26 protein-coding genes and 4 tRNA genes are annotated in these 24,901 nt (G+C 70.2%); 23 read left to right on the forward strand and 7 right to left on the reverse strand.

All coding sequences use genetic code 11. From position 1 onward, the window contains the following. The first annotated feature begins 2 nt into the window (after positions 1-2). The 3 genes from AB0958_RS11925 (at position 3) to htpX (ending at position 4,207) form a co-directional block, all read left to right on the forward strand. Positions 3-1,577 carry an NADH-quinone oxidoreductase subunit M gene (locus AB0958_RS11925; protein WP_366890239.1) on the forward strand — a complete coding sequence of 525 codons (1,575 nt, stop codon included), beginning with the start codon at positions 3-5 and terminating at the stop codon, positions 1,575-1,577. Then, on the forward strand, positions 1,574-3,097 hold the full coding sequence (locus AB0958_RS11930; protein ID WP_366890240.1) for an NADH-quinone oxidoreductase subunit N: 1,524 nt from the start codon (positions 1,574-1,576) through the stop codon (positions 3,095-3,097). The genes AB0958_RS11925 and AB0958_RS11930 overlap by 4 nt, the downstream gene beginning before the upstream one ends. Before the next feature lie 246 nt (positions 3,098-3,343). Next, on the forward strand, positions 3,344-4,207 hold the full coding sequence (gene htpX / locus AB0958_RS11935; protein WP_366890241.1) for a zinc metalloprotease HtpX: 864 nt from the start codon (positions 3,344-3,346) through the stop codon (positions 4,205-4,207). A 104-nt stretch (positions 4,208-4,311) separates the two neighbouring features. Here the strand turns inward: htpX and AB0958_RS11940 are convergent, their stop codons facing one another. Beyond that, the gene (locus AB0958_RS11940; RefSeq protein WP_366890242.1) at positions 4,312-4,713 is read right to left on the reverse strand and encodes a YccF domain-containing protein; all 402 of its coding nucleotides are present in this window, start codon (positions 4,711-4,713) and stop codon (positions 4,312-4,314) included. Between the two features lie 185 nt (positions 4,714-4,898). Between AB0958_RS11940 and AB0958_RS11945 the strand changes: the two genes are divergently transcribed. Continuing rightward, positions 4,899-5,465 (forward strand): SMI1/KNR4 family protein, encoded by a 567-nt coding sequence (locus AB0958_RS11945; RefSeq protein ID WP_366890243.1) that lies wholly within the window; start codon positions 4,899-4,901, stop codon positions 5,463-5,465. Between the two features lie 48 nt (positions 5,466-5,513). On the opposite strand, the gene AB0958_RS11950 is transcribed toward AB0958_RS11945, so the two are convergent. Beyond that, positions 5,514-6,758, reverse strand: coding sequence for an APC family permease (locus AB0958_RS11950; RefSeq protein ID WP_366890244.1), 1,245 nt, complete (start codon positions 6,756-6,758; stop codon positions 5,514-5,516). Positions 6,759-6,946: 188 nt separating this feature from the next. Here AB0958_RS11950 and AB0958_RS11955 point away from each other — a divergent pair, with 188 nt between their 5' ends. Further along, on the forward strand, positions 6,947-7,213 hold the full coding sequence (locus AB0958_RS11955; RefSeq protein ID WP_132890236.1) for a GlsB/YeaQ/YmgE family stress response membrane protein: 267 nt from the start codon (positions 6,947-6,949) through the stop codon (positions 7,211-7,213). A 91-nt stretch (positions 7,214-7,304) separates the two neighbouring features. Here the strand turns inward: AB0958_RS11955 and AB0958_RS11960 are convergent, their stop codons facing one another. Next, positions 7,305-7,793 (reverse strand): YajQ family cyclic di-GMP-binding protein, encoded by a 489-nt coding sequence (locus tag AB0958_RS11960; protein ID WP_366890245.1) that lies wholly within the window; start codon positions 7,791-7,793, stop codon positions 7,305-7,307. Between the two features lie 223 nt (positions 7,794-8,016). Between AB0958_RS11960 and AB0958_RS11965 the strand changes: the two genes are divergently transcribed. Both AB0958_RS11965 and AB0958_RS11970 read left to right on the forward strand, forming a co-directional pair. Continuing rightward, a tRNA-Tyr gene (locus AB0958_RS11965) sits at positions 8,017-8,098 on the forward strand. A 207-nt stretch (positions 8,099-8,305) separates the two neighbouring features. Beyond that, complete coding sequence (locus tag AB0958_RS11970; RefSeq protein WP_366890246.1) at positions 8,306-8,518, forward strand: hypothetical protein; 213 nt, start codon at positions 8,306-8,308, stop codon at positions 8,516-8,518. A 62-nt stretch (positions 8,519-8,580) separates the two neighbouring features. Here the strand turns inward: AB0958_RS11970 and AB0958_RS11975 are convergent, their stop codons facing one another. Continuing rightward, positions 8,581-9,237 carry an SDR family oxidoreductase gene (locus tag AB0958_RS11975; RefSeq protein ID WP_366890247.1) on the reverse strand — a complete coding sequence of 219 codons (657 nt, stop codon included), beginning with the start codon at positions 9,235-9,237 and terminating at the stop codon, positions 8,581-8,583. A 397-nt stretch (positions 9,238-9,634) separates the two neighbouring features. After that, positions 9,635-10,900: an amidohydrolase family protein gene (locus AB0958_RS11980; protein WP_366890248.1), complete on the reverse strand. Its 1,266-nt coding sequence runs from the start codon at positions 10,898-10,900 to the stop codon at positions 9,635-9,637. 278 nt (positions 10,901-11,178) lie between these two features. Here AB0958_RS11980 and AB0958_RS11985 point away from each other — a divergent pair. From AB0958_RS11985 to AB0958_RS12020, 8 genes are all read left to right on the forward strand, one after another. Further along, positions 11,179-11,251 (forward strand) — tRNA-Thr (locus AB0958_RS11985). 44 nt (positions 11,252-11,295) lie between these two features. After that, positions 11,296-11,368 (forward strand) — tRNA-Met (locus AB0958_RS11990). Positions 11,369-11,459: 91 nt separating this feature from the next. Further along, positions 11,460-11,624 carry a 50S ribosomal protein L33 gene (rpmG, locus tag AB0958_RS11995; protein WP_003948671.1) on the forward strand — a complete coding sequence of 55 codons (165 nt, stop codon included), beginning with the start codon at positions 11,460-11,462 and terminating at the stop codon, positions 11,622-11,624. Positions 11,625-11,740: 116 nt separating this feature from the next. Then, positions 11,741-12,205 (forward strand): MaoC family dehydratase N-terminal domain-containing protein, encoded by a 465-nt coding sequence (locus AB0958_RS12000; RefSeq protein WP_358983536.1) that lies wholly within the window; start codon positions 11,741-11,743, stop codon positions 12,203-12,205. Positions 12,206-12,212: 7 nt separating this feature from the next. Beyond that, positions 12,213-12,641, forward strand: a complete 429-nt coding sequence (locus tag AB0958_RS12005; RefSeq protein WP_366890250.1) for a MaoC family dehydratase — start codon at positions 12,213-12,215, stop codon at positions 12,639-12,641. Positions 12,642-12,817: 176 nt separating this feature from the next. Then, a complete protein-coding gene (locus AB0958_RS12010; protein WP_366890251.1) occupies positions 12,818-13,396 on the forward strand; it encodes a helix-turn-helix domain-containing protein in 579 nt (192 codons plus the stop codon). Positions 13,397-13,497: 101 nt separating this feature from the next. Beyond that, entirely contained in the window at positions 13,498-14,967 is a 1,470-nt protein-coding gene (locus tag AB0958_RS12015; protein WP_366890252.1) for a DHA2 family efflux MFS transporter permease subunit, read from the forward strand. 103 nt (positions 14,968-15,070) lie between these two features. Continuing rightward, positions 15,071-16,126, forward strand: coding sequence for a UDP-N-acetylmuramate dehydrogenase (locus tag AB0958_RS12020; protein WP_366890253.1), 1,056 nt, complete (start codon positions 15,071-15,073; stop codon positions 16,124-16,126). A 270-nt stretch (positions 16,127-16,396) separates the two neighbouring features. Here AB0958_RS12020 and AB0958_RS12025 read toward each other — a convergent pair whose 3' ends face one another. Both AB0958_RS12025 and AB0958_RS12030 read right to left on the reverse strand, forming a co-directional pair. Beyond that, positions 16,397-17,437, reverse strand: a complete 1,041-nt coding sequence (locus AB0958_RS12025) for an adenosine deaminase (RefSeq protein WP_366890254.1) — start codon at positions 17,435-17,437, stop codon at positions 16,397-16,399. 129 nt (positions 17,438-17,566) lie between these two features. Continuing rightward, the gene (locus tag AB0958_RS12030) at positions 17,567-18,793 is read right to left on the reverse strand and encodes a pyridoxal phosphate-dependent aminotransferase (protein ID WP_366890255.1); all 1,227 of its coding nucleotides are present in this window, start codon (positions 18,791-18,793) and stop codon (positions 17,567-17,569) included. A 261-nt stretch (positions 18,794-19,054) separates the two neighbouring features. On the opposite strand from AB0958_RS12030, the gene AB0958_RS12035 reads away from it, so the two are divergent. From AB0958_RS12035 to rplL, 8 genes are all read left to right on the forward strand, one after another. Continuing rightward, positions 19,055-19,127: transfer RNA gene (locus tag AB0958_RS12035), tRNA-Trp, on the forward strand. Between the two features lie 108 nt (positions 19,128-19,235). Continuing rightward, positions 19,236-19,520 carry a preprotein translocase subunit SecE gene (gene secE / locus AB0958_RS12040; protein WP_132890224.1) on the forward strand — a complete coding sequence of 95 codons (285 nt, stop codon included), beginning with the start codon at positions 19,236-19,238 and terminating at the stop codon, positions 19,518-19,520. An 80-nt stretch (positions 19,521-19,600) separates the two neighbouring features. Next, positions 19,601-20,473 carry a transcription termination/antitermination protein NusG gene (gene nusG / locus AB0958_RS12045; RefSeq protein ID WP_366890256.1) on the forward strand — a complete coding sequence of 291 codons (873 nt, stop codon included), beginning with the start codon at positions 19,601-19,603 and terminating at the stop codon, positions 20,471-20,473. A gap of 187 nt (positions 20,474-20,660) precedes the next feature. Further along, positions 20,661-21,095, forward strand: a complete 435-nt coding sequence (rplK, locus tag AB0958_RS12050) for a 50S ribosomal protein L11 (protein ID WP_366890257.1) — start codon at positions 20,661-20,663, stop codon at positions 21,093-21,095. Positions 21,096-21,177: 82 nt separating this feature from the next. Continuing rightward, the gene (gene rplA / locus AB0958_RS12055) at positions 21,178-21,903 is read left to right on the forward strand and encodes a 50S ribosomal protein L1 (protein WP_132890222.1); all 726 of its coding nucleotides are present in this window, start codon (positions 21,178-21,180) and stop codon (positions 21,901-21,903) included. A 253-nt stretch (positions 21,904-22,156) separates the two neighbouring features. Next, positions 22,157-23,029: a hypothetical protein gene (locus tag AB0958_RS12060; protein ID WP_366890258.1), complete on the forward strand. Its 873-nt coding sequence runs from the start codon at positions 22,157-22,159 to the stop codon at positions 23,027-23,029. A 299-nt stretch (positions 23,030-23,328) separates the two neighbouring features. Then, positions 23,329-23,859 carry a 50S ribosomal protein L10 gene (gene rplJ / locus AB0958_RS12065; RefSeq protein WP_132890220.1) on the forward strand — a complete coding sequence of 177 codons (531 nt, stop codon included), beginning with the start codon at positions 23,329-23,331 and terminating at the stop codon, positions 23,857-23,859. 137 nt (positions 23,860-23,996) lie between these two features. Next, positions 23,997-24,380 (forward strand): 50S ribosomal protein L7/L12, encoded by a 384-nt coding sequence (gene rplL / locus AB0958_RS12070; RefSeq protein ID WP_366890268.1) that lies wholly within the window; start codon positions 23,997-23,999, stop codon positions 24,378-24,380. The last annotated feature ends 521 nt before the right edge of the window (positions 24,381-24,901 follow it).

The following is a 24,901-nucleotide window of genomic DNA, read 5'->3' on the forward strand; positions in this document are numbered from 1 at the left end:
GCGTGATCGATATCAGTGAATCCGTGATGCAGATCCTTCTGGCATTGATCGTCGTCGGCCCGCTCCTGGGGGCCGTCGCCGCCCTGCTGCCCGCCCCTCCCGGGCTGAAGGGGAAGTCACCCGAGCAGGCCGTGCTCCGGCACGGCGTGACCGTCACCGGTGCCGTCCTCCTCGCCGCGATCGTCCTCGCACTCGGCTTCGACCAGGACCACCCGTCGAGGATGCAGGCCACGACCGACATCAGCTGGATCCCCGCACTCGACGTGCGCATCCACCTCGGCATCGACGGCATCTCCCTCCCCCTCGTGGTCCTGACCGCGCTGCTGACCTTCCTGTGCGCGCTCTACTCGTACTTCAACCCGCCCGCGGGCCCGTCCCCGAAGGCCTTCGTCGCACTGCTGCTCGTCCTGGAGTCCGGCACCCTGGCCACCTTCGCCGTCCTCGACCTGCTGCTGTTCTTCCTCGCGTTCGAGACCGTGCTCGTCCCGATGTACTTCCTCATCGCCCGCTGGGGCGGCGAGGGACGGACCCGGGCCGCCTGGAAGTTCATCCTCTTCACCCTGCTCGGCTCCGTCGTCATGCTGCTCGGCCTGCTCCTGATCGGAATCAAGGCGGGCACGTTCGACATGGTGGCACTCGCCACTGACAACGGCCGGTCGCTGACCACGTCCGTGCAGGTCGTCGCCGTTCTGGCGATCGGGCTCGGACTCGCGGTGAAGACCCCGATGTGGCCCCTGCACAGCTGGCTGCCGGACGCTCACACCGCCGCGCCGACCGTCGGCTCGGTGATGCTGGCCGGTGTCCTGCTGAAGATGGGTACGTACGGGTTCGTCCGGATCCTGCTGCCGGTCGCGCCGGACGGCTTCCGCACCTTCGCGCCCTACCTCGCCGCCTTCGCCGTCGTCGGGATCATCTACGGGTCCCTGGCCTGCCTGAACCTGGCCAAACGGGGCGTACGGGGCGACCTCAAGCGACTGATCGCCTACTCCTCCGTCGGCCACATGGGCTTCGTCCTGCTCGGCATCGCCACCATGACCCCGACCGGCGTCAACGGCGCGTTGTTCGCGAACATCGCCCACGGCCTCATCACCGGCCTGCTGTTCTTCCTGGTCGGCGGCCTCAAGGACCGCACCGGCAGCACCGACCTCGACACCCTCTCCGCGGACACCGGTGCCGCGCTGTACGGCAGGGCGCCGCGCCTCGGCGGCCTGCTGGCGTTCGCCGCCGTCGCCTCGCTCGGACTGCCCGGACTCGCCGGGTTCTGGGGCGAGATGCTCGCCCTGTTCGGCGCGTTCGAGCCCGCCGCCGGCCTGAGCCGCCCGGCCTTCCTGACCTTCATGGCGATCGCCGCCTTCGGCACCCTGCTGACCGCCGCGTACATGCTGGCCGTGGTCCGCCGCGTCTGCATGGGCGCCACACCGCGGGACCTGCCGGAACTCGCCGACGTCCGCACGTACGAGTTCGCGGCCTGGACCCCGCTCGTCGCCCTCACCGTCGTCGCCGGACTGTGGCCCAGGGCCCTGCTCGGCCTGACCGACCCGGCCGTCCAGCAGCTCCTCGCAGGAGGCACCCGATGAGCGCCCTGGCCCAGCCCCTGGCCGCCAACCTCGTCCAGTCCGTCGACTGGCTCGCCATCGCCCCGCCGACCCTCACCGCGGTCGTCGGTCTCGCGGTCCTGGTCGCCGACCTGTTCGTGCCCGAGACCAGGAAGCCGCTCCTCGGGTGGGTGTCGGTCGCCGGACTCGCCGCGGCCGCCGCCCTGCTGCTCCCTCTCCTGGACCACGACCGCAGCACCTTCTGCGTGACCGGCGCCGCGCACGCGTGCAGCTACACCGCCGACCGGTTCACCCTGGTCGTGCAGTTCCTGGTCCTCGGCGGCGCCCTGCTCACGGCGCTGCTGTCCCTCACCACCCTGAAGGACGGCAGGAGCCGCTACCCCCAGGGCGAATTCTGGTTCCTGCTGCTCTCCTCGGCCGCCGGGGCCGCCCTGCTGCCCGCCGCACGCGACCTCGCCACCCTCGTCGTCGCCCTGGAGGTCGCCTCCCTGCCCGCCTTCGCCCTCGTCGGCATCCGCCACGGCGACAGACGGTCCTCCGAAGCGGCCCTCAAGTTCTTCCTGTCCTCGGTGACCGCCACCGCCGTCAGCCTCCTGGGCATCAGCTTCGTGTACGCCACGACCGGGAGCCTCTACCTCACCCAGGTCGCCGAACGCGTCCAGCACGTCGACGGACAACTGCACACCCTCGCCCAGACAGGTGTCGTCCTCACCCTCGTGGGCTTCGCCTTCAAGACAGCCGCGGTCCCGTTCCACTTCTGGGTGCCCGACACCTACGTCGGCGCCCCCCTCCCGATCGCCGCCTACCTGTCGGTCGTCGGCAAGGCCGTCGGTTTCTCCGGCCTGATCCTGGTCACCGTCGTCGCCTTCCCGTCGTACGCCGACATCTGGGGACCCGCGCTCGCCGTCCTGGCCGCCCTCACCATGACCGCGGGCAACGCGGCGGCCCTGCGCCAGCAGGCCACGCGCGCGTACAGCGCGGTACGACTGCTCGCCTGGTCGTCGGTGGGCCAGGCGGGCTACCTGCTGGTGCCGATCGCCGCCGCCGGATACACCGCCGACCCACGGAAGGCCGTCGGTTCCACCATCGCCTACGCCCTCATGTACGCGGCCGTGAACCTCGGTGCCTTCGCGGTGGCCGCCCTGGTCGGCCGCACCCGGCAGCTGAACCGCCTCTCCGACTACCGCGGCCTGTACGCCAGGAACCCGCTCACCGCGCTGCTCCTGGCGTTCTTCCTGCTGTGCCTGGCCGGGCTCCCGCCCGGCGTCATCGGACTGTTCGCGAAAGTCACCGTCTTCTCGACGGCCGTGGACGCGGGCCTCGGCTGGCTGGCCGTCATCATGGCCGTCAACGTGGTGATCGCCCTCTTCTACTACCTCCAGTGGGCGGCCCTGCTGTTCCGTGCCCCCGAGGGCGAACCGGCCGAGCACCCCCTCCCGGGCCCTCTCACCGCCGCGCTCGCCCTCACCGGCGCCCTCGGCATCGCACTGTCCGGGGCGCCGCAGCTGGTGCTGCGCTTCGCCGCCACAGGTCTGTTCTGACGTCCTGCGCGTGGATGGAGCCGCGCACGCGCGCGCGGGAGTCCGCGTCCGCACGCCTCCGGCCGTCCTCACCCGGACGGCTCACACGGCACACAGCGGGCACAAGGGAACTAGTGGCCACCGCCTGGCGTTGACCAGTACGGGAATGTCCACTGGACGTGACACCACGACACCAGTGGCATCGCAGACCGGAAGGCAGCAGCGCAGGCAAAGGGTTCCCCTGCCGCACGACTTGGAGGGCGTACCGTGCACCGCCGGCACAACGGGCTAAGGACCGCAGTTCTCCTCGGGGGACTGTCAGCACTCATCATCGTCATCGGCAGTTTCTTCGGCCGGACGGGTCTGATCGTCGCGGTCCTCATCGCCCTCGGCACCAACGCGTACGCGTACTGGAACAGCGACAAACTGGCGCTACGCGCGATGCGCGCCCGCCCGGTGAGCGAGTTCGAGGCCCCGGCCCTGTACCGGATGGTCCGCGAGCTCTCCACCCAGGCACGCCAGCCCATGCCCCGCCTGTACATCTCGCCCACGGAGGCGCCCAACGCCTTCGCCACCGGCCGCAACCCGCGCAACGCCGCCGTGTGCTGCACGGAAGGCATCATGCGCATCCTCGACGAGCGTGAACTGCGCGGGGTCATCGGCCATGAGCTCAGCCACGTCTACAACCGCGACATCCTCATCTCGTCGGTGGCCGGCGCACTCGCCTCCGTGATCATGTTCCTGGTCAACTTCGCCTGGCTGATCCCGGTCGGCCGTTCGGACGACGACGACGGCCCCGGTTTCCTCGGCCTGCTGCTGATCATGATCCTGGGTCCGCTCGCCGCCTCCCTCATCCAGCTCGCCATCAGCCGCTCCCGGGAGTACGAGGCGGACGCCTCCGGAGCCCAGCTCACCGGCGACCCGCTCGCCCTGGCCGGGGCGTTGCGCAAGCTGGAGGTCGGTACCAAGCAGCTTCCGCTGCCCCCGGAGCCCCGCATCGAGACCGCGAGCCACATGATGATCGCGAACCCCTTCCGGCCGGGCCAGGGACTGTCCAAGATGTTCTCGACGCACCCGCCCATGGCGGAACGGATCGCCCGGCTGGAGAAGATGGCGGGTCGCCCCCGGTGAAGACCGCCCCGAATTCCGGCTGACGGGACGGTCATTTCAACCCCGGGTCCACGCGAATGGGTTGACGCATGCGCGGCAGGCTGAGAGGCGCCCGTGGCGGACGGTCAGCGTCCCGCGAACCCCTCGTCCGTAGGTACCACCTCGCGCCCCAGTGGCATGAGCGAGATCGGGATGAGCTTCAGGTTGGCCCACCCGAACGGGATACCGATGATCGACAGGAACAGCGGGATGCTCGTGATCAGGTGTGCCAGGGCCAGCCACCACCCCGCGAAGATCACCCAGATCACGTTGCCGATGAAGGACCCGGCGCCGGCGTCGGGCCGTTCCACGGTCGTCCGCCCGAACGGCCACAGGACGTAACCGGCGATACGCAGGGACGCGATGCCGAACGGGATGGTGATGATCAGGACGAAGCAGATCAGCGCTGCGATCAGGTAGCCGAGGGCCATCCAGAAGCCGCAGAAGACGAGCCACAGGATGTTGAGCAGCAGGTTGAACACCTTCATGGTCGGTACCCTCTCCAGGTCACTCCGTCGGCATGCCTGCTGCCACAAGTATCAGCCGGTCAGGCGTCCGGACGAAAGCGCAGCGTTCTTGTAGCGTGATGGGGAACGTTCCGGGACGAAGAGTGTCGGCGGAACGTCGTCCACAGGCCGGCCCCGTTGTCAGTGCCGCCCTGCATCATGAAGCCATGACGGAGATCGAGCAGTTGCTGACACGGGTGACCGCGAAGGCCCGCAACTCCCCTCCGTGGGGCTGGCCTTCGCTGCCTGCGCCCGTCGACGCCGCCACGCTCGACCGCGCGCGGGAAGCCCTGGGCTTCCCCCTGCCGCCCCTCCTCGCCGCGCTCTACCGGCAGGTGGGCGACGGCGGCTTCGGCCCGTCCTACGGCCTGCTGCCCCTGCTGGACGCCGCACCTTCCGGCGAACCGGCCGCCGTCGCCCAGTACCTCACGAACCGTGAAAGCGGCCGCAAGGACCCGGAGTGGCCCTGGCCCGAGGGCGTGCTGCCGATATCCCACTGGGGCTGCGGCATGTACGCGTGCGTGGACTGCAGCACCCCGCAGGCCACCGTCCTGCTCTACGAGCCGAACGCCGACGACGCGGACGGTGCCTGGTTCGTGGACGCGCCCAGCCTCACCGACTGGCTGCACGTCTGGCTGGCCGGTACGGGCTGGTACGAGGAGACCGACGAAGGCACCGAGCTCGCCCCCTGGACCGACTTCCGCAGGCGCATCGCCCCGGAGCAGGCCACCTGACAGCCGACGGCACGGAGGGGCCCGGCTACCCCGACCGGAGCCACCGGCCTACCTGGCCGCCACCCACCGTCGTGCGGCGTACGCCACCGCGCCCACCGCCAGTACCGCAGCCCCCGCCGCCACCGCTCCTGGCGGCAGCGCGAAGGCGAGGGTCGCGCAGCCCAACAGGCCGACCACCGGGACCGCACGGGCGCGCGGGGCCGGGTCGAGCGTCCATGCCGAGGCGTTGGCCACCGCGTAGTACGCCAGCACACCGAAGGAGGAGAAACCGATGGCGCCCCGGACATCCGTTGTCGCCGCCACCACGGCGACCACCGCGCCGACGGCCAGCTCCGCGCGGTGCGGCACCCGGAAGCGCGGATGCACGGCGGCCAGCGCAGCGGGCAGATGGCCGTCGCGGGCCATGGCGAGCGTCGTACGCGACACCCCCAGGATCAGGGCGAGAAGCGAGCCGAGCGCGGCCACCGCGGCGCCCACCCGCACCACCGGTACCAGAGCCGGCGCCCCGGCTGCCCGCACCGCGTCGGCCAGCGGCGCCGCCGCCCGTCCGAGTCCGTCCGCGCCCAGCACCGAGAGCGCCGCCACGGCCACGCACGCGTACACGACCAGGGCGATGCCCAGGGCCAGCGGGATAGCGCGCGGGATGGTGCGGGCCGGGTCGCGCACCTCTTCACCGAGAGTCGCAATCCGTGCGTACCCGGCGAACGCGAAGAACAGCAGACCGGCTCCCTGAAGGACCCCGCCCACGCCCGACGACAGGCCGATGTCCAGGCGGCCGGCGTCCGCCTGCCCGGACGTCAGGCAGGCGACCACCACGGCGGCCAGGACCGCCAGCACCACTGCCACGATCACCCGTGTCAGCCACGCCGACTTCTGGATGCCGCCGTAGTTCACCGCGGTCAGCGCCACCACGGCCGCGACCGCCACGGCATGCGCCTGGCCGGGCCAGACGTACACGCCGACGGTCAGGGCCATCGCCGCGCAGGACGCCGTCTTCCCGACGACGAACGCCCAGCCCGCGAGGTACCCCCAGAAGGCGCCGAGCCGCTCCCTGCCGTAGATGTAGGTGCCGCCGGACTGGGGATAGCGGGCGGCGAGGCGGGCCGAGGACATGGCGTTGCAGTAGGCGACCAGAGCCGCCACGGCCAGCCCCGGCAGCAGCCCGGCCCCGGCCGCGCGGGCCGCCGGACCCAGCGCCGAGAACACACCGGCCCCGATCATCGAGCCGAGGCCGACGACCACCGCGTCGCGCACGCCCAGCGTGCGCCGCAGACCCGCGGGTGAGGAAGTCATGCGCCGCACCCTACTGATCGCCGCAACCGCCTGGCATCGCGGAAGCGTCCTGGCTATCGACAGGGCACGAACAGTCGCGCGACGGACACCTGCGGACGGCTCGGACATCCTGTCCGGAACAGCCGGCCGGGATGGAGATCACAGGGCCGGGACAGCGCGAACACAGCGCGGAAGGGCAGGTTCAGGACATGGGCATCATCAGCTGGATCATCCTGGGACTGTTGGCCGGCGCCATAGCCAAATTCCTGCTGCCGGGTCGCGATCCCGGCGGCTTCATCGGCACGACCCTCATCGGCATCGTGGGTGCGTTCCTGGGCGGCTGGATCTCGGCCCGGTGGCTTGACCACCCCTTCACCAAGGACTTCTACGACGGCACGACCTGGCTGGCGGCGATCGGCGGCTCGCTGGTGCTGTTGATCGCCTATCGACTCCTGTTCGGGAACTCGCGCGACTGAGTGCGGTGATCCCCGACGGCAGAGGAGAGGGCAGAGGAGAGGGTGGGCGCCAAGGGGCGCCCATCCTCTCGCGTGCCCCGGCCGGTCGTGTCTACCGGTAGTTCACGAACTGGACGGCGAAGTCGAAGTCCTGACCCTTCAGGAGCGCGATCACGGCCTGGAGGTCGTCACGGCTCTTCGAGCTGACGCGCAGCTCGTCGCCCTGAACCTGGGCCTTCACACCCTTGGGGCCCTCATCACGGATGATCTTCGCGACCTTCTTGGCGTTCTCCTGGGAGATGCCTTCCTCGATCGACGCGAAGATCTTGTACTCCTTGCCGGAGAGCTGCGGCTCGCCCGCGTCCAGCGCCTTCAGCGAGATGCCGCGCTTGATCAGCTTCGACTGGAAGACATCGAGGATCGCCTTGACCCGTTCCTCGGAGTTCGCCTGCATCAGGATCTTCTCGCCGGACCAGGAGATCGAGGCGTCCACGCCCTTGAAGTCGTAGCGCTGCGAGACCTCCTTGGCGGCCTGGTTGAGGGCGTTGTCGACCTCCTGCCGCTCGACCTTCGAGACGATGTCGAAACTGGAGTCGGCCATGTCCTGTGGCTCCTTGTATCGGGGGTATCGGGATGCGTTCCGGCGCGTCGCGGCGGCCGTGGGGCCCGGCGTGGAGACCGGGGCGCATCCGCACCAGCCTAGCCACCCCGCGTCCCGTGGGCGCCGATCAATCGAGTGGCGGAGCACCCCTCGGGATCGGGTATTGTTTACGTCGTTGCCAGGGAGCACCGCGGAACAGCGGTTCGACCCGGCGGCAAACCCCGGCGGTGTGCCCGAGCGGCCAAAGGGAGCAGACTGTAAATCTGCCGGCTCAGCCTTCCCAGGTTCGAATCCTGGCGCCGCCACTTCGGGGAAGACCCCTTCTGGACTGCGGAAACGCAGATCAGGAGGGGTCTTTTCGTATGACGCGGTCGTGTCCAGGGACGGCGTGACATGTTCCACACCAGGCGGCCGACCGTGCCGGTGCCGGAGGGGCACCGGTGAGGGCGCGTCACCCCGGTGAGCCCCGCGGTCCCCGATACGCGCGCCGCGCCCCGGGGCACACTGAACACATGTCCTTCCGTCGCAGAACCTGTCCGGTGTGCCACCGCGAAATCGCCGTCGTCGCGGGTCGCTTCGCACGGCACGACCCGCCCGGCGCGCGCGGCACCGGCGACCTCGTCTCCTGCACCGGCTCGCGGCGGCAAGCTCAACTCGGGGCGGCCCAGCCTTCGTTGGACGGATACCTGGTGCCGGACTTCCCGGGACAGCTGCCGCTGTTCTGAACCCCCCGAGCGGCAGCCCTCAACCGGCAGCCCTCAACAGCACGAACGGGCGGGTGGCGAGTTCAGTTCCCGGCCACCGACTTCACGGCCACCGCGACCGGCACCGACCCGCCGATCAGCTCCAGGGTCAGCCCGGCCGTCGCCGAGGTGTCCACCAACTCTGCCAGCACGGCGGCCACATCGTCGCGCGTGACCGCACCCCGGCCCGTGTGCGCCTCCAGGCGCACCAGGCCCGTGCCCGGCTCGTCCGTCAGGGCGCCGGGGCGCAGGACGGTCCAGTCCAGGGCGTCCTGCCGGGTGATGTGAGCGTCGGCCGCACCCTTGGCCCGCAGGTACACGTCGAAGACGTCGTCGCCCCTGTGCTGCGGATCCGCGCCCATCGAGGAGACCACCACGAACCGGCGTACGCCCGCGCGCACGGCCGCGTCCGCGAACAACACCGCCGCATCCTTGTCCACCGTCTCCTTGCGGGCCGTGCCGCTGCCGGGACCCGCTCCGGCCGCGAACACCGCAGCGTCCGCCCCTTCCAGGTGCGCCGCGACCTCCTCCACCGAAGCCGACTCCAGGTCGAGCAGCACCGGTTCGGCGCCGGCCGCCCGCAGGTCGTCGCCCTGCTCGGCCTTCCGGATGATCCCCGCGACCTCGTCTCCACGCGCGGAGAGCAGCCGCTCCAACCGCAACGCGATCTGACCATGACCACCAGCGATGACAATGCGCATGTTTCCGACCGTACGCCCGAAGCCCCGCATCCGCCGCACGACTTCATACGCCCCACTCGTACGCGTGGTCCTACGGAGGTGTCTCCCGCGGCAGCTCCCGGGGGATCCGAACTTGCTCCTGCGCGCGTGCCTCTTCGCGCCGCGCGCGCCCGCGCATCCGCCTACACGCCGAGGGCTCGTACCCGCGCCCCCGCCCCCGCCCACGCACCGAGACCCATGCCTGCGCCGCGTCTACCTGCCGTCCCGGTCCCGGAAGCCCGCCGCGCCGCCCCAGCAAGCGTTCTTCCATCTCCCGCCCCCAGCACGCGCGCCCCCCAGCACGCGCGCCCCCCCAGCACGCGCGCCCTCCAGGACGCCCGCCGCGCCCCCCAGAGCGCGCCCCCCTCCCCGCGCTCCCTCAGGACAACTCTCCCCGCCCCTGCCGTGGCAGTCCCAGCTCTGCGGCCACCGCCGAGTTGCAGTACTCGCGGACCGCGCTCGTGCGTGCCACCACGCGCCCCCGGTGCACCACGATCCGGCTGTAGGCGAGGGAGAGCGCGCCCGCCAGGTGGTCGCCGCGTACGGCGAGGAGCTCGGCGGGAAAGCCGGCCTCGACGCGGACCTCGGGGAGGCCGAGGGCCGCGCGGGCGGACGCGCTCACGGCGTCGTAGGCGTCCTCCGGGCGCAGACCGTGGCGGGAGGCCAGGAGGTAGGCCGCTTCGAGGGGATCGCCGCGGCCGACGGGGTTCGAGAGGTCGCGCAGGGCGCCGCTGCCGGCGGCGACCCGTACCCCGGCCGCGCGCAGCAGCCGTAGCGGAGCGGTACCGCGCCGGTCGACGGAACCGCAGCCGCCCTGGGGCAGGCACACCACGGTGACGCCCGCCGCGGCGAGTTGGTCCGCGACCCGGGCCGCCGCCTCGGCGGGCAGGCGCGTGAGCCCGGCGCACGGGCCGAGGGTCACGCCGGGGCGCATACCGCCCGCCATCGCCGCGAGCCTGGCCAGCCGGGCGGGGTCTGTCGCGTCGGTGTGCAGGTCGACCGGACAGCCGTGCTCGGAGGCCACCTCCAGTACGGCCTCCGCATAGCCCGTGGGGTCGGGGTCGAGGTCGGGGCAGCCGCCCATCACGGACGCCCCCATCTTCGCGGCGTCCCGCAGCATCGCGAGCCCGTCGGCGCCCGCGAGCCCGGTCAGCACGCGCGGCATCGCGACGGCCGTGAGCTCGGCGAGCCCGCGCAGCGAGCGGCGTGCCTGGAGGACCGCGGCCAGTGCGCCCAGCCCCTGGACGTCGCCCACGCGCACGTGCGCGCGCACCGCCGTCGCACCGTGCCCGAGCTGCAGCAGAGCCGCCTCGGTGGCGCGGCGCTGGACGTCCTCGGGCTCGTACGTGACGGGGCCGTCGTGCTCGGCGGAGAGCGCGGTGTCCGCGTGGGCGTGCGGTTCGGCCGGGGCCGGGAGGAGGAGGTAGCCGCTGAGGTCCACGCGCGTGCCGCCCGCGCGGGCGAGGCCCGACGCGAGGCTGCCGGCCGTGCCGACCGCCTCGATGCGCCCGCCGCCCAGCCGTACGTCCACGGTCCGGCCGTCGGTGAGCCGCGCGCCGCACAGGAGGAGCGCGGCCGGGTCGGAGTGGCCCGAGGAACCCGAGGAGTTGGACGACGAGGGCGGCTGCGGCTGGCTGTCGGGCATCGCGCTCCATGGAGGTCGGTCCAGGCGGGGGACTCAAGATCACGCAGAGTGAGTCGAGCCTAGGCTGACGGCGGGCGCGGGGCCGGGAGGAGCGCAATAGTCGTACCGGAGCCGTCGGACCTGCGAGGAACGGGTCGGGCACGCGCGCGTGGGGAGCGTCGGAAGGGGCCCGAGGGGCTGCCGGGAGGTGGCGGGGAGCCGTGCGGAACGGGCCGGGAAGGGCGGCGGGAAACGGATTTGGGTGAACGGCGGCCGAGCGTGTAATGTCTTCATCGCTCGCCCCAATAGCTCAGTCGGCAGAGCGTCTCCATGGTAAGGAGAAGGTCTACGGTTCGATTCCGTATTGGGGCTCTGGTGTGAGAGGTCCCGCCGTAAGGCGGGGCTGATCTCATCAAAGCGGTGTAGCTCAGTCGGTAGAGCAAGCGGCTCATAATCGCTGTGTCACCGGTTCAAGTCCGGTCACCGCTACTGACAGTAGCCGATTGCGGGGTCGGTCCTTCGATCGGCTACTCTTTCTTGCGTTGAATCAAGTCCATCCGTTCGTCTTAGGAGCACTCACGTGGCTGCCACCGACGTCCGCCCGAAGATCACGCTGGCCTGCGTGGAGTGCAAGGAGCGGAACTACATCACCAAGAAGAACCGGCGTAACAACCCGGACCGTCTTGAGATGAAGAAGCACTGCCCGCGTTGCAACGCGCACACTGCGCACCGCGAAACGCGATAACTACAGGCTCGTTCGTGAGGCCGTCCCCGGTTCGGGGGCGGCCTCACGGCGTTTCGGCAGCCGGCTTCCCGCTACTTTGTGGGGCAGCACAGCAGACATCAGGAGGTGCCGGGCCAATGGCGCTCGACCAGTCCTTCGTGGGACGGACCTACCCGCCCACCGAGCCCTACGAGGTGGGCCGGGAGAAGATCCGTGAGTTCGCCGAGGCGGTGGGCGACACCAACCCCGTGTACACGGACCCGGAAGCCGCCAAGGCGCTCGGCTATTCCGATGTGATCGCCCCGCCGACTTTCGTCTTCTCGATCACTTTCCGGGCGGCCGGACAGGTCGTCGAGGACCCGCAGCTCGGCCTGGACTACAGCCGGGTCGTGCACGGCGACCAGAAGTTCGCCTACCGGCGCCCGGTGCGCGCCGGTGACCGGCTGAGCGTCACCTCGACCATCGAGGCCGTCAAGTCGCTCGCGGGCAACGACATCATCGACATCCGCGGAGACGTCCACGACGAGACGGGCGAGCTCGTGGTGAGCGCGCTCACCAAGCTGGTGGCCCGCGCGGCGGACGCGGCAGAAGGCGAGGCGTGAGGATCCGATGACGGCGAAGATCGCGTACGAGGACGTCGAGGTCGGCACCGAACTGCCGACGCAGATTTTTCCCGTGACCCGTGCCACCCTGGTGCGCTACGCGGGCGCCTCCGGGGACTTCAACCCCATCCACTGGAACGAGAAGTTCGCCAAGGAGGTCGGGCTGCCGGACGTCATCGCGCACGGCATGTTCACCATGGCCGAGGCGATCCGCGTGGTCACCGACTGGACCGGTGACCCGGGTGCGGTAGTCGACTACGGCGTCCGTTTCACCAAGCCCGTCGTCGTCCCGAACGACGACCAGGGCGCCCTGATCGAGGTCAGCGGCAAGGTCGCGGCCAAGCTCGACGACAACACGGTGCGCGTCGACCTGACGGCGACGAGCGCCGGGCAGAAGGTGCTGGGCATGTCGCGGGCGGTCGTGCGACTCGGCTGAGAGTTGGCCGTCCGAAGCGACAGCGGTGGTCGCGGCGGGGTAAGGAGCGCTCTCCCTTGCGGGCGCTCCTTACGCAGCGTGACGCCGAGGGGGCGCCGACAGGGCCACCGCGGGCTCCTGTCGGCAGCGCAGGCGACCCCTTGACGAAGTTAGTGATTGAGTACTAACTTCGTCGCATGGTCAGGATGAGTGCTGAGGAGCGACGCGAGAGCGTCATCCGCGCGGCGATCGCCGAGTTCTCGCAGAGGGGCTACTACGGCACCTCCACCGAGGCGATCGCCAAGCGGGTCGGCGTCTCGCAGCCGTATCTCTTCCGGCTCTTCCCGGGCAAGAAGGCCATCTTCGGTGCCGCCTCGCTGCTCTGTATCGACGAGATGCGCGAGGTCTTCGAGAAGGCCGCCGAAGGGCTGTCGGGGCAGGAAGCCCTGCACGCCATGGGTGAGGCGTATGTGCAGCAGATCCAGGAGCGGCCGGAGTGGCTCCAGATGCAGATGCAGACGTACATCACCGTCGCGGCCGCGGAGGCGGAGGGGGAGCACGCGTTCGGTGAGCTGGTGCGGGCCGGCTGGACGCGGCTCTGGGAGACGGTGCACCTGCTCTCCGGGGCCGACGTCGACCGCACCACGACCTTCCTGGCCAAGGGAATGCTCATCAACACCTACACGGCCATGGGGTTTCCGGCCGAGCACCAGGTCTGGCAGGGGATGTATGAGGACGCCCCGGGTTGTCGGACGGCCGGAGAAGAGCAGGGGTGACGGAGGGGCGGTTCATGCGTCCCGTCCGGTGTTTTTTTCTGAGCCAAAAACTTAGTGAGCAATAACTAATCTGCCGTCACAGGCCACGCTCTGGGGGAGCGATGTCACAAGAGACAACACAGCGAACCGCTCAGCCGACCGAACGGCAGACCGCACGTCGCGGCGCCGTATGGGCACTCGTCATCACCGGTGTCGCCGGTTTCATGGCGTCCCTCGACAACCTCGTCGTCACCACCGCCCTGCCCTCCATCCGCAAGGACCTCGGCGGAGCCCTGGACGACCTCGAATGGACCGTGAGCGCCTACACGCTCACCTTCGCCGTCCTGCTCATGTTCGGCGCCGCCCTCGGCGACCGCTTCGGCCGGCGCCGGCTCTTCCTCGTCGGCCTCACCGTCTTCACCGGCGCCTCCGCCGCCGCGGCCCTGGCGCCCGGCATCGACTCCCTGATCGCCGCCCGCGCGGTCCAGGGTGTCGGCGCGGCCATCATGATGCCGCTCACCCTCACCCTGCTGACGGCTGCCGTACCCGAGGCCAGGCGCGGCATGGCGTACGGCATCTGGGGAGCCGTCAACGGGCTCGCGGTCGCCTCCGGGCCGCTCATCGGCGGCAGCCTCACCGAGCACGTGTCCTGGCATTGGATCTTCTGGCTGAACGTCCCGCTCGGTGTCGCCGTACTGCCGTTCGCCCGCCTCCGGCTCGCCGAGTCGTACGGCACCGGAGCCCCGCTCGACATACCCGGCACCCTGCTCGCCAGCGGCGGTCTCTTCGGGATCGTCTACGGCCTGGTGCGCGGCCCCGCCGACGGCTGGACCAGCCCCCTCGTGCTCACCGGTCTGTTCGCCGGCACCGCGCTGCTCGCCGGATTCGTGCTCTACGGCAGCCGCGCCCGAAACCCCATGCTGCCGATGCGGCTCTTCCGGTCCCGCGCCTTCTCCGGGATCAACGCGGCCAGCCTGCTGATGTTCCTCGGGATGTTCGGATCGATCTTCCTGCTCAGCCAGTACATGCAGGGCGTGCTCGGCTACTCGCCCACCGAGGCCGGTCTCAGGATGCTGCCCTGGACGGGCATGCCGATGATCGTCGCGCCCGTCGCCGGCATCCTCTCCGACCGGATCGGAGGCCGTCCGGTCGTCGCCGCCGGGCTCTTCCTGCAGGCCGCAGGCCTCGGCTACCTCGCCTCCGTGGTCACCGCGCACGCCTCCTACACGGCCCAGCTGCCCGGCCTCGTCATCAGCGGGATCGGCATGGCCCTGTACTTCGCCCCCGCCGCCAACCTGGTGATGTCCGCCGTACGCCCGCAGGAACAGGGCATCGCGTCCGGCGCCAACAACGCGCTCCGCGAGGTCGGCGGGGCACTCGGTGTCGCGGTCATGTCGTCGATCTTCTCCGCGCAGGGCGGCTACGCCGGCGCCCAGGACTTCGTGGACGGACTGCGGCCCGCCCTGGTGACCGGCTCGGCGGCCGTCGCCCTCGCCGGGGTCGCCGCACTGCTGATCCCCGGCCGGCGCCGGGCCACGCGGACCGTCGTGGAGATGGGGTCCGCGCCGGAGCCGGCGGCCGTCGGCAGCTGACGGCACGCGCGCGTGGGGGCCCCGTTCCGGCGGACGGGGCCCCCACGCGCGCGTGCGGATCGGGAAGGCGGGGCTGTCGGTGGCGTCTCGTAGTCTTGGGCCCGTGCAGGAACTCCACGACGCCCCCCTCGCCCCCCTCACCACCTTCCGGCTCGGCGGCCCCGCCACCCGGCTGGTCACCGCGGTCACCGACGCCGAGGTGATCGCCGCCGTCCGCGCCGCCGACGACACCGGGACCCCGCTGCTCGTCATCGGCGGCGGATCGAACCTGGTCATCGGCGACAAGGGCTTCGACGGCACGGCCCTGCGCATCGCCACCACCGGCTTCGAACTGCGCGGCACGACGGTGGAGCTGGCGGCCGGCGAGGTGTGGACGGACGCGGTCGCCCGCACCGTAGAGGCCGGCCTGGCCGGCGTGGAGTGCCTCGCCGGGATCCCGGGCTCGGCGGGCGCCACACCGATCCAGAACGTGGGAGCGTACGGCCAGGAGGTGTCCTCGACCATCGCCGAGGTCATCGCGTACGACCGCCGGGCCGGTGAGACCGTGACGCTCACCAATGAGGAATGCGCGTTCTCCTACCGGCACAGCCGGTTCAAGGACGACCCCGAGCGGTATGTCGTGCTGCGCGTCCGCTTCGTGCTGGAGGACGCGGACGGACTGTCGGCGCCGGTGCGGTACGCCGAAGCCGCGCGGGCGCTCGGCGTGGAGCCGGGGGACCGGGTGCCGCTGACCGAGGCCCGGGAGACCGTGCTGAAGCTGCGTGCGGGGAAGGGCATGGTGCTGGACCCCGAGGACCACGACACCTGGTCCGCCGGGTCCTTCTTCACCAACCCCATCCTCACGGACGCTCAGTTCGCCGACTTCCACGCGCGCGTGCGGGAGCGGCTGGGCGAAGAGGTCGAGCCGCCGGCCTACCCGGCGGGCGAGGGACGCACCAAGACCTCGGCGGCATGGCTGATCGACAAGGCCGGGTTCGGCAAGGGATACGGCAGCGGAGCGGCCCGGATCTCCACCAAGCACACGCTGGCGCTGACCAACCGCGGCGGCGCGACGACCGAGGATCTGCTGGAGCTGGCGCGCGAGGTCGTCGCGGGCGTCCACCAGGCCTTCGGAGTGACCCTCGTCAACGAGCCGGTGACCGTCGGCGTCAGCCTCTAGAGGCACCCCGGCGGCCCGCGGCCCTCGTCGAGGCCGCCGTGCCGGCCCGAGCAGCCGGCTGGGGCCCGCGGCAGAAGGGCGTGATCCAGGGGCCCGCGGCAGAAAAGGGCGTGATCCAGGGACGCGCGGCACTCGTGGCGGCACTGCCCGGGGCGAAGCAGCCGTCCGGCGGCGGGCACCCCGTCGAGGTACCGGTCCGCTTCACGGCGTACCCGCCGTGCGCCCACTTCCGAAGGCCCTGGTGAAAGGCCCGGGAGGCCCACCGCGGGATCAGTTCGGCGGGGCGGTCAGCCAGGCGTCGATGCCCGTCAGCAGCTCCGCCTTCATGGCCTCGGGCGCCGCCGAGCCCCGTACCGACTGCCGGGCCAGCTCCGCCAGCTCCGCGTCCGTGAAACCGTGGTGCACGCGCGCGATGTCGTACTGGGCCGCCAGCCGGGAGCCGAACAGCAGGGGGTCGTCGGCGCCCAGGGCCATCGGGACGCCTGCCTCGAAGAGGGTCCGCAGCGGGACGTCCTCGGGCTTCTCGTAGACGCCCAGGGCCACGTTGGAGGCCGGGCACACCTCGCAGGTGATCTCCCGGTCCGCCAGGCGCTTGAGCAGCCGCGGATCCTCCGCCGCCCGCACGCCGTGCCCGATCCGGGACGCGTGCAGGTCGTCCAGGCAGTCCCGGACCGACGCGGGGCCCGTCAGCTCCCCGCCGTGCGGAGCCGCCAGCAGGCCGCCCTCGCGTGCGATGTGGAACGCCCGGTCGAAGTCCCGGGCCATGCCCCGCCGCTCGTCGTTCGAGAGACCGAAGCCGACCACACCGCGGTCCGCGTACCGCACCGCGAGGCGGGCCAGCGTGCGCGCGTCCAGGGGGTGCTTCATACGGTTCGCGGCGACCAGGACGCGCATGCCGAGCCCGGTCTCCCGGGACGTCGTCTCCACCGCGTCCAGGATGATCTCCAGGGCCGGGATGAGACCGCCCAGGCGCGGGGCGTACGACGTCGGGTCCACCTGGATCTCCAGCCAGCCCGAGCCGTCCCGCAGGTCCTCCTCGGCGGCCTCCCGCACGAGACGCCGGATGTCGTCGGGCTCTCTGAGGCAGGAGCGAGCGGCGTCGTACAGCCGCTGGAAACGGAACCAGCCGCGTTCGTCGGTGGCCCGCAGCCTCGGTGGTTCGCCGCTGGTCAGAGCATCGGTGAGCGCCTCGGGGAGGCGTACGCCGTACTTGTCGGCCAGTTCCAGGACGGTGCCCGGCCGCATCGAACCGGTGAAGTGCAGATGCAGGTGAGCCTTGGGCAGCTCAGAGACATCACGTACGTGCTCCATTCCAGGATCCTGCCGTACGCACCCGCCGTACCGGTAGCCGATTGCCCTTTAGTGGCCTTGCTCGCACACGAGAACGGGCCGCCTCCCCGGTGGGAGACGGCCCGCGCGCGCGTGGAGCGTGAAAGGACGTCAGTCCTTCGCCTCGGCCAGCAGCTTCTGCATCCGGCTCACGCCCTCGGCGAGGTCCTCGTCCCCGAGCGCGTACGACAGCCGCAGATAGCCGGGCGTGCCGAAGGCCTCGCCGGGTACGACCGCGACCTCGGCCTCCTCCAGGATCAGCTCGGCCAGCTCCACCGAGGAGGCCGGGCGCCGGCCGCGGATCTCCTTGCCGAGCAGGGCCTTGACCGACGGGTACGCGTAGAAGGCGCCCTCGGGCTCCGGGCACAGGACGCCGTCGATCTCGTTGAGCATCCGGACGATCGTCCTGCGGCGCCGGTCGAAGGCCTCGCGCATCTTCGCGACCGCGTCCAGGTCGCCGGAGACGGCGGCCAGGGCGGCGGCCTGCGCCACGTTGGACACGTTCGAGGTGGCGTGCGACTGGAGGTTCGTGGCCGCCTTGACGACGTCCTTGGGGCCGATGAGCCAGCCGACCCGCCAGCCGGTCATGGCGTACGTCTTGGCGACACCGTTGACGACGATGCACTTGTCGCGCAGCTCGGGCAGGATCGCCGGCAGCGAGGTGAACTTCGCGTCGCCGTAGACCAGGTGCTCGTAGATCTCGTCGGTGAGGACCCACAGGCCGTGCTCGACGGCCCAGCGGCCGATCGCCTCGGTCTCGGCCTCGCTGTAGACCGCGCCGGTCGGGTTCGACGGGGAGACGAACAGCACGACCTTCGTCTTCTCGGTGCGGGCCGCCTCCAGCTGCTCGACGGAGACCCGGTAGCCGGTGGTCTCGTCGGCGACGACCTCCACCGGGACACCGCCGGCGAGACGGATGGACTCCGGGTACGTCGTCCAGTACGGGGCGGGCACGATGACCTCGTCGCCCGGGTCGAGGATCGCGGCGAATGCCTCGTAGATGGCCTGCTTGCCGCCGTTGGTGACCAGGACCTGGGAGGCGTCGACCTCGTAGCCGGAGTCGCGCAGCGTCTTCGCGGCGATGGCGGCCTTCAGCTCGGGCAGACCGCCGGCCGGGGTGTACCGGTGGTACTTCGGGTTCTTGCAGGCCTCGATCGCGGCGTCGACGATGTAGTCCGGGGTCGGGAAGTCGGGCTCACCGGCGCCGAAGCCGATCACCGGGCGCCCGGCGGCCTTCAGGGCCTTGGCCTTGGCGTCCACGGCGAGGGTGGCGGACTCGGAGATCGCGCCGACTCGGGCGGAGACCCGGCGCTCGGTGGGAGGGGTTGCAGCGCTCATGCACCCATCGTTTCAGACCGGAAACCTGCCCGGCACGCCGGTTTCACAGACTGAACAGCTTCGGGCCGAACCATGAACAAGCGTGCGGATCCGGCCCCCGGCCAGGACGATCTTCGGTGCGACTGCCCCGGACTGGCGCTTTCTGTTCGACGCGGCGCCATGGAGCACGTACACTCTCACCTCGTTGGCCTTCAGCAGCCGCGGCCGCGACGGTGCACACACCGAGCACCCGTCCGGATGCGGTACGTTGGGGGACACCAAAGGGTCGTAGCTCAATTGGTAGAGCACCGGTCTCCAAAACCGGCGGTTGGGGGTTCAAGTCCCTCCGGCCCTGCTACACACACCGCCAGGATGTGTGCGCATGTACGTACAAGCATTGCACCGCCGTGCGGCTCTGGAACCGGGCGCGGCACGGCCACGACCCGGGATCAGGTGAGGACGAATGACGGACGCCGTGGGCTCCATCGACACTCCTGATGCCGATGAGGTGCCCGAGTCCAAGAAGAAGGCCCGCAAGGGCGGCAAGCGTGCCAAGAAGGGCCCGCTGAAGCGCCTCGCCACCTTCTACCGCCAGATCATCGCGGAACTCCGCAAGGTCGTCTGGCCGACTCGCAACCAGTTGACGTCGTACACCACCGTGGTGATCTTCTTCGTCGCCATCATGATCGCTCTGGTGACCGTGATTGACTATGGACTCAACCACGCTGCCAAGTACGTCTTCGGCTGAGCACAGAGCGAAGGGCGCCGTGGTAGCGGCGCCCGTTTTCGCATGTTCCACCCCTATGTATCCAGGAAGAAGCAGCCATCGTGTCTGACCCGAACCTGAACGACGCCGTCGAGCCCGCCGAGACCGTCGACGACGAGCTGGACATCGTCGAGGGCGCGGACGAGCAGGACGAGTTCGAGGCTGCCGAGGCCGCACTGGGGGAGCCGGCCGAGGAGACCGCGGTCCACGTCGAGGACGAGGAAGCGGACGAGGCCGACGAGACGGACGACGACGCCGACGAGGCCGAAGAGGCCGCCGACGAGGTCGAAGAGGCCGAGGAAGAGCCTGCCGAGCCGGTCGACCCCGTCGCCGCCCTGCGCGAGGAGCTGCGCACGCTGCCCGGCGAGTGGTACGTCATCCACACCTACGCCGGCTACGAGAACCGCGTGAAGACCAACCTGGAGCAGCGCGCCGTCTCGCTGAACGTCGAGGACTACATCTTCCAGGCCGAGGTGCCGCAGGAGGAGGTCGTCCAGATCAAGAACGGCGACCGCAAGACGATCAAGCAGAACAAGCTGCCCGGTTACGTCCTCGTCCGCATGGACCTGACCAACGAGTCCTGGGGCGTCGTCCGCAACACCCCCGGTGTCACCGGCTTCGTCGGCAACGCCTACGACCCCTACCCGCTGACCCTGGACGAGATCGTCAAGATGCTCGCTCCCGAGGCCGAGGAGAAGGCGGCCCGCGAGGCCGCCGAGGCCGAGGGCAAGCCGGCGCCGCAGCGCAAGGTCGAGGTCCAGGTGCTGGACTTCGAGGTGGGTGACTCGGTCACCGTCACGGACGGCCCGTTCGCCACCCTCCAGGCCACCATCAACGAGATCAACCCCGACTCCAAGAAGGTCAAGGGCCTGGTGGAGATCTTCGGGCGCGAGACGCCGGTGGAGCTGTCGTTCGACCAGATCCAGAAGAACTAGCTCCTTCCGGCCTCTTCCGGACGTCCCGCTCGCGAGCGGGACGTAAAGCTTCCGAGCAGGTCAGGCACGTGCCTGACCTGCTCGGTTTTTAGCCGCGCATCTATACCCGTTATCGTTGTGCGGTATGCCTGCAACCGGGTGGTCCCCGGATGCGGGCAGGACCCGAAATGAAAGGACCCGGAGAGCTATGCCTCCCAAGAAGAAGAAGGTCACGGGGCTCATCAAGCTCCAGATCAACGCCGGTGCGGCGAACCCGGCCCCGCCGGTCGGTCCTGCGCTCGGCCAGCACGGCGTCAACATCATGGAGTTCTGCAAGGCCTACAACGCCGCGACCGAGTCGCAGCGTGGCTGGGTCATCCCGGTGGAGATCACGGTCTACGAGGACCGTTCGTTCACCTTCATCACCAAGACCCCGCCGGCCGCGAAGATGATCCTCAAGGCCGCTGGTGTCGAGAAGGGCTCCGGCGAGCCCCACAAGACCAAGGTCGCCAAGATCACCCAGGAGCAGGTCCGCGAGATCGCGCAGACCAAGCTTCCCGACCTGAACGCCAACGACCTGGACGCCGCGTCGAAGATCATCGCCGGCACCGCCCGCTCCATGGGCATCACGGTCGAGGGCTGATCCCCACCTTCGTAGAACCACCGTGGTAGGGCCTGCTCGGCCCGTACACCACGACTCCTTCCAAGAACAAACAGGAGCAGTTGTGAGCAAGCGCAGCAAGGCCCTTCGCGCTGCGGACGAGAAGATCGACCGGGCGAAGCTGTACGCCCCGCTCGAGGCCGTCCGTCTCGCCAAGGAGACCTCCACGACCAAGTTCGACGGCACCGTCGAGGTCGCCTTCCGCCTGGGTGTCGACCCGCGCAAGGCCGACCAGATGGTCCGTGGCACCGTGAACCTCCCGCACGGCACCGGCAAGACCGCCCGGGTCCTGGTCTTCGCGACCGGTGACCGTGCCGAGGCCGCGCGTGCCGCGGGCGCCGACATCGTCGGCGCCGACGAGCTGATCGACGAGGTGGCGAAGGGGCGTCTGGACTTCGACGCCGTCGTCGCCACCCCGGACCTCATGGGCAAGGTCGGCCGTCTCGGCCGCGTCCTCGGCCCGCGTGGTCTGATGCCGAACCCGAAGACCGGCACCGTCACCCCGGACACCGCCAAGGCGGTGACCGACATCAAGGGCGGCAAGATCGAGTTCCGCGTCGACAAGCACTCGAACCTGCACTTCATCATCGGCAAGACGTCCTTCGAGGACGACAAGCTGGTGGAGAACTACGGCGCCGCGCTGGAGGAGATCCTCCGTCTGAAGCCGTCCGCCGCCAAGGGTCGCTACATCAAGAAGGCCGCGGTCAGCACCACCATGGGCCCCGGCATCCCGGTCGACCCGAACCGCACCCGCAACCTCCTCGTCGAGGAGGACCCGGCCGCCGTCTGAGCCCCGCGCTCGGTCCGGCAGCCGCGTCAGGGACGCGCAGCCACCAGGACGGGCCCCGCAATCCGAAAGGGTTGCGGGGCCCGTCCTGCTTCGTCACGAACCCATTCCCCGTCCTTCGTCGGCCTGGTGCCCGGGGACTCAGCAGGCCGCTGCGCGGGCTGCCCCCCCGTGGGGCGCTTCGTCGACTTTCGGCGCGGTGTCGGTGGGCTGGGTTAGCGTCGGGGGTGCGGGACTCGTATGGGGGTGGGGCGGGATGACCAGCAGGGGTGGGCGCCGGGCGGCCCTGGCGATCATGGTGGCGACCGTGCTGACCGGGTCGGCCGCCTGCACCTCCTCGTCCGGCACGCCCGCGAAGGGCGCCAGGAGCGCATCCGCGCCCCAGGCCCGCCCGACCGCCGCCCTGCGCGCCGCCGAACGCGCCACACGCCGGGCCGGCTCCGCCCGGGTCCGCTCCACCACCGCCCTGGGCACCCTGATGTCCACCAGGGCCGAGGGCGCCCTCGGCTGGACCGACGGAACCACCGGCACCCTCACCATCACCTACACCGGCGGCAGCACGGCCGACCTGATGCGCGGCCTCGACTCCGGCTCCCTGGAGACCCGCTACCTCCGGGACGCCTACTACGCCAAGGTCGGCGAGCGGTTCGCCCGGCAGCTCGGCGGCAGACACTGGATCAAGTACACGTACGACTATCTCGCCACCCTGGGCGGCGGCTCCGGCGCCATGTTGACGGACGCCATGCGCAACACCACGCCCAACCGGCCGGTACGCCTGCTGCTCGCCTCCGCCGACGCGCACGAGGTCGGCGTGGAGAAGGTCGCCGGCACCGCCACCACCCACTACTCGGGCACGGTGCACGCCTCCGACCTGGCCGCCGACAGCGGCCTGCGCGGACAGCTCACCCGGGCCGGGGTCACCGCCGAGACCGTCGACCTCTGGATCGACGCCAAGGGCCTGCTGGTCAAGAAGACCGAGAAGGCCGACACGGCGAGCGGCGCGATGAACCAGACCGCCTACTACGGCGACTACGGGGTGAAGGTCAGCGCCGAGCAGCCCCCGGCCGGCGACACCGAGGACTTCCGGACCCTCCTGAAGAAGCGGGGAGTCGGCGGGCCGACCTCCTGAGGGCGGTCGCACCGAGCGTGGTCGTACGGAGGCGATTTGCTTGACACTGCACCGATCCCGTACGCTCCTCCAGAAGCCAAAGACCGCTGGTCGTTGCCGTGCGCTCGTCAGAGCATGCGGTGGCCGAAGGATCCGCTGAACCGCGGACGACCCGCGCAGGTGACTGTGGACATGCTCCCGGAACACGCGCTCGCGTGTGTGCCCGGTCGAGCTACGCCCCGTGCGCCTGCGCCGGGGCGTTTCGTTTTCCCCAGCCCCTTCTGAGCGGTCCTCATCACCCGGAAGGAGGCCGACGCTCTATGGCAAGGCCCGACAAGGCTGCCGCGGTAGCCGAGCTGACGGAGCAGTTCCGCAGCTCGAACGCCGCCGTGCTGACCGAGTACCGGGGTCTCACCGTGGCGCAGCTCAAGAACCTGCGCCGCTCGCTCGGTGAGAACGCCCAGTACGCCGTGGTGAAGAACACGCTGACCAAGATTGCGGCCAACGAGGCCGGGATCACGACGCTCGACGACCTGTTCAACGGTCCGACGGCGGTCGCCTTCGTCACCGGTGACCCGGTGGAGTCGGCGAAGGGTCTTCGTGACTTCGCCAAGGACAACCCGAACCTCGTCATCAAGGGCGGTGTCCTTGACGGCAAGGCGCTGTCCGCCGACGAGATCAAGAAGCTTGCGGACCTCGAGTCCCGCGAGGTTCTGCTCGCCAAGCTGGCGGGCGCCCTGAAGGGCAAGCAGACGCAGGCTGCTCAGGTCTTCCAGGCGCTCCCGTCGAAGCTCGTCCGCACCGTGGACGCGCTTCGCGCCAAGCAGGACGAGCAGGGCGGTGCCGAGTAACTCGGCTCGCATCATGACCGCCGCCTGAAGCCGGTCGCCTCACGGCGGCTCGCCCGAAGCAGCGGTCGTAGCGGGCCGAACGTACGCCCGCCAGACATGTACATCCGGCACCAGCCGAAATTAGTGGAAGGAAAGCCATCGTGGCTCTCACCCAGGACGAACTGCTCGCCGAGTTCGAGGGCATGACCCTCATCCAGCTCTCCGAGTTCGTGAAGGCGTTCGAGGAGAAGTTCGACGTCACCGCCGCCGCCGCGGTTGCCGTCGCGGGTCCGGCCGGTCCGGCCGCCCCGGCCGAGGCCGCCGAGGAGCAGGACGAGTTCGACGTCATCCTCACCGGCGCCGGCGACAAGAAGATCCAGGTCATCAAGGTCGTGCGTGAGCTGACCTCGCTCGGCCTGAAGGAGGCCAAGGACCTGGTGGACGGCGCCCCGAAGCCCGTCCTCGAGAAGGTCGCCAAGGAGGCCGCGGAGAAGGCCGCCGAGTCCCTCAAGGCCGCCGGCGCCTCCGTCGAGGTCAAGTAACACCTCCGAGGTCGTGCAGACCTCTGTGTGCTGAAACACCCCCTCGGGGGCTGTAACGCACGGACCGCGAAGAGCGATCATCCATCTGGGTGGTCGCTCTTCGGCGTTCCCGGGAGGCCGACCGCGGTTGCCTTGCACCCGCCACGGCGGGAGGTATGGTGATCTTCGTCGTGTCTCCGGCGCGCCGGGTTTGCGCAGCGGGGCCTTGACGAACCGCACGCAGCGCGCAATTCTCAGGACGCGTCGCCAGAACGGTCCGAATCCGAGGCATGGATCGGCGACGAAGAGGGCAGTATCAACGTGCGTTGAGGGCAGGCATGACGCAGGCGTTGACGATGAAGAGGGTCTCAGAAAATGGAGACTGGACATCAGTGTGCCGAGTGGCTACACTGACCCTTTGCGCTGCCTGTTAGCTGTCCCCTGCCCGTCACCAGGGGTCTACCCTCACCCGAACGCCGACGACCGATCCCCTTTGAACTGGGGTTTCTGTCTCTGCGTCCAGGAAGGGACCGGGGAGCGCG

Origin of the sequence: Streptomyces sp. NPDC006655, assembly GCF_040703965.1 — a bacterium.
In the GTDB taxonomy this organism is placed as follows: domain Bacteria; phylum Actinomycetota; class Actinomycetes; order Streptomycetales; family Streptomycetaceae; genus Streptomyces.

Coding starts and splice junctions, on each gene's coding strand:
- AB0958_RS11930 (WP_366890240.1), top strand. CDS start 1,574: ATGAGCGCCCTGGCCCAGCCCCTGGCCGCCAACCTCGTCCAGTCCGTC.
- AB0958_RS11940 (WP_366890242.1), bottom strand. CDS start 4,713: ATGAAGGTGTTCAACCTGCTGCTCAACATCCTGTGGCTCGTCTTCTGC.
- AB0958_RS11945 (WP_366890243.1), top strand. CDS start 4,899: ATGACGGAGATCGAGCAGTTGCTGACACGGGTGACCGCGAAGGCCCGC.
- AB0958_RS11950 (WP_366890244.1), bottom strand. CDS start 6,758: ATGACTTCCTCACCCGCGGGTCTGCGGCGCACGCTGGGCGTGCGCGAC.
- AB0958_RS11955 (WP_132890236.1), top strand. CDS start 6,947: ATGGGCATCATCAGCTGGATCATCCTGGGACTGTTGGCCGGCGCCATA.
- AB0958_RS11960 (WP_366890245.1), bottom strand. CDS start 7,793: ATGGCCGACTCCAGTTTCGACATCGTCTCGAAGGTCGAGCGGCAGGAG.
- AB0958_RS11970 (WP_366890246.1), top strand. CDS start 8,306: ATGTCCTTCCGTCGCAGAACCTGTCCGGTGTGCCACCGCGAAATCGCC.
- AB0958_RS11975 (WP_366890247.1), bottom strand. CDS start 9,237: ATGCGCATTGTCATCGCTGGTGGTCATGGTCAGATCGCGTTGCGGTTG.
- AB0958_RS11980 (WP_366890248.1), bottom strand. CDS start 10,900: ATGCCCGACAGCCAGCCGCAGCCGCCCTCGTCGTCCAACTCCTCGGGT.
- AB0958_RS12000 (WP_358983536.1), top strand. CDS start 11,741: ATGGCGCTCGACCAGTCCTTCGTGGGACGGACCTACCCGCCCACCGAG.
- AB0958_RS12005 (WP_366890250.1), top strand. CDS start 12,213: ATGACGGCGAAGATCGCGTACGAGGACGTCGAGGTCGGCACCGAACTG.
- AB0958_RS12010 (WP_366890251.1), top strand. CDS start 12,818: ATGGTCAGGATGAGTGCTGAGGAGCGACGCGAGAGCGTCATCCGCGCG.
- AB0958_RS12015 (WP_366890252.1), top strand. CDS start 13,498: ATGTCACAAGAGACAACACAGCGAACCGCTCAGCCGACCGAACGGCAG.
- AB0958_RS12025 (WP_366890254.1), bottom strand. CDS start 17,437: ATGGAGCACGTACGTGATGTCTCTGAGCTGCCCAAGGCTCACCTGCAT.
- AB0958_RS12030 (WP_366890255.1), bottom strand. CDS start 18,793: ATGAGCGCTGCAACCCCTCCCACCGAGCGCCGGGTCTCCGCCCGAGTC.
- secE (WP_132890224.1), top strand. CDS start 19,236: ATGACGGACGCCGTGGGCTCCATCGACACTCCTGATGCCGATGAGGTG.
- rplK (WP_366890257.1), top strand. CDS start 20,661: ATGCCTCCCAAGAAGAAGAAGGTCACGGGGCTCATCAAGCTCCAGATC.
- AB0958_RS12060 (WP_366890258.1), top strand. CDS start 22,157: ATGACCAGCAGGGGTGGGCGCCGGGCGGCCCTGGCGATCATGGTGGCG.
- rplJ (WP_132890220.1), top strand. CDS start 23,329: ATGGCAAGGCCCGACAAGGCTGCCGCGGTAGCCGAGCTGACGGAGCAG.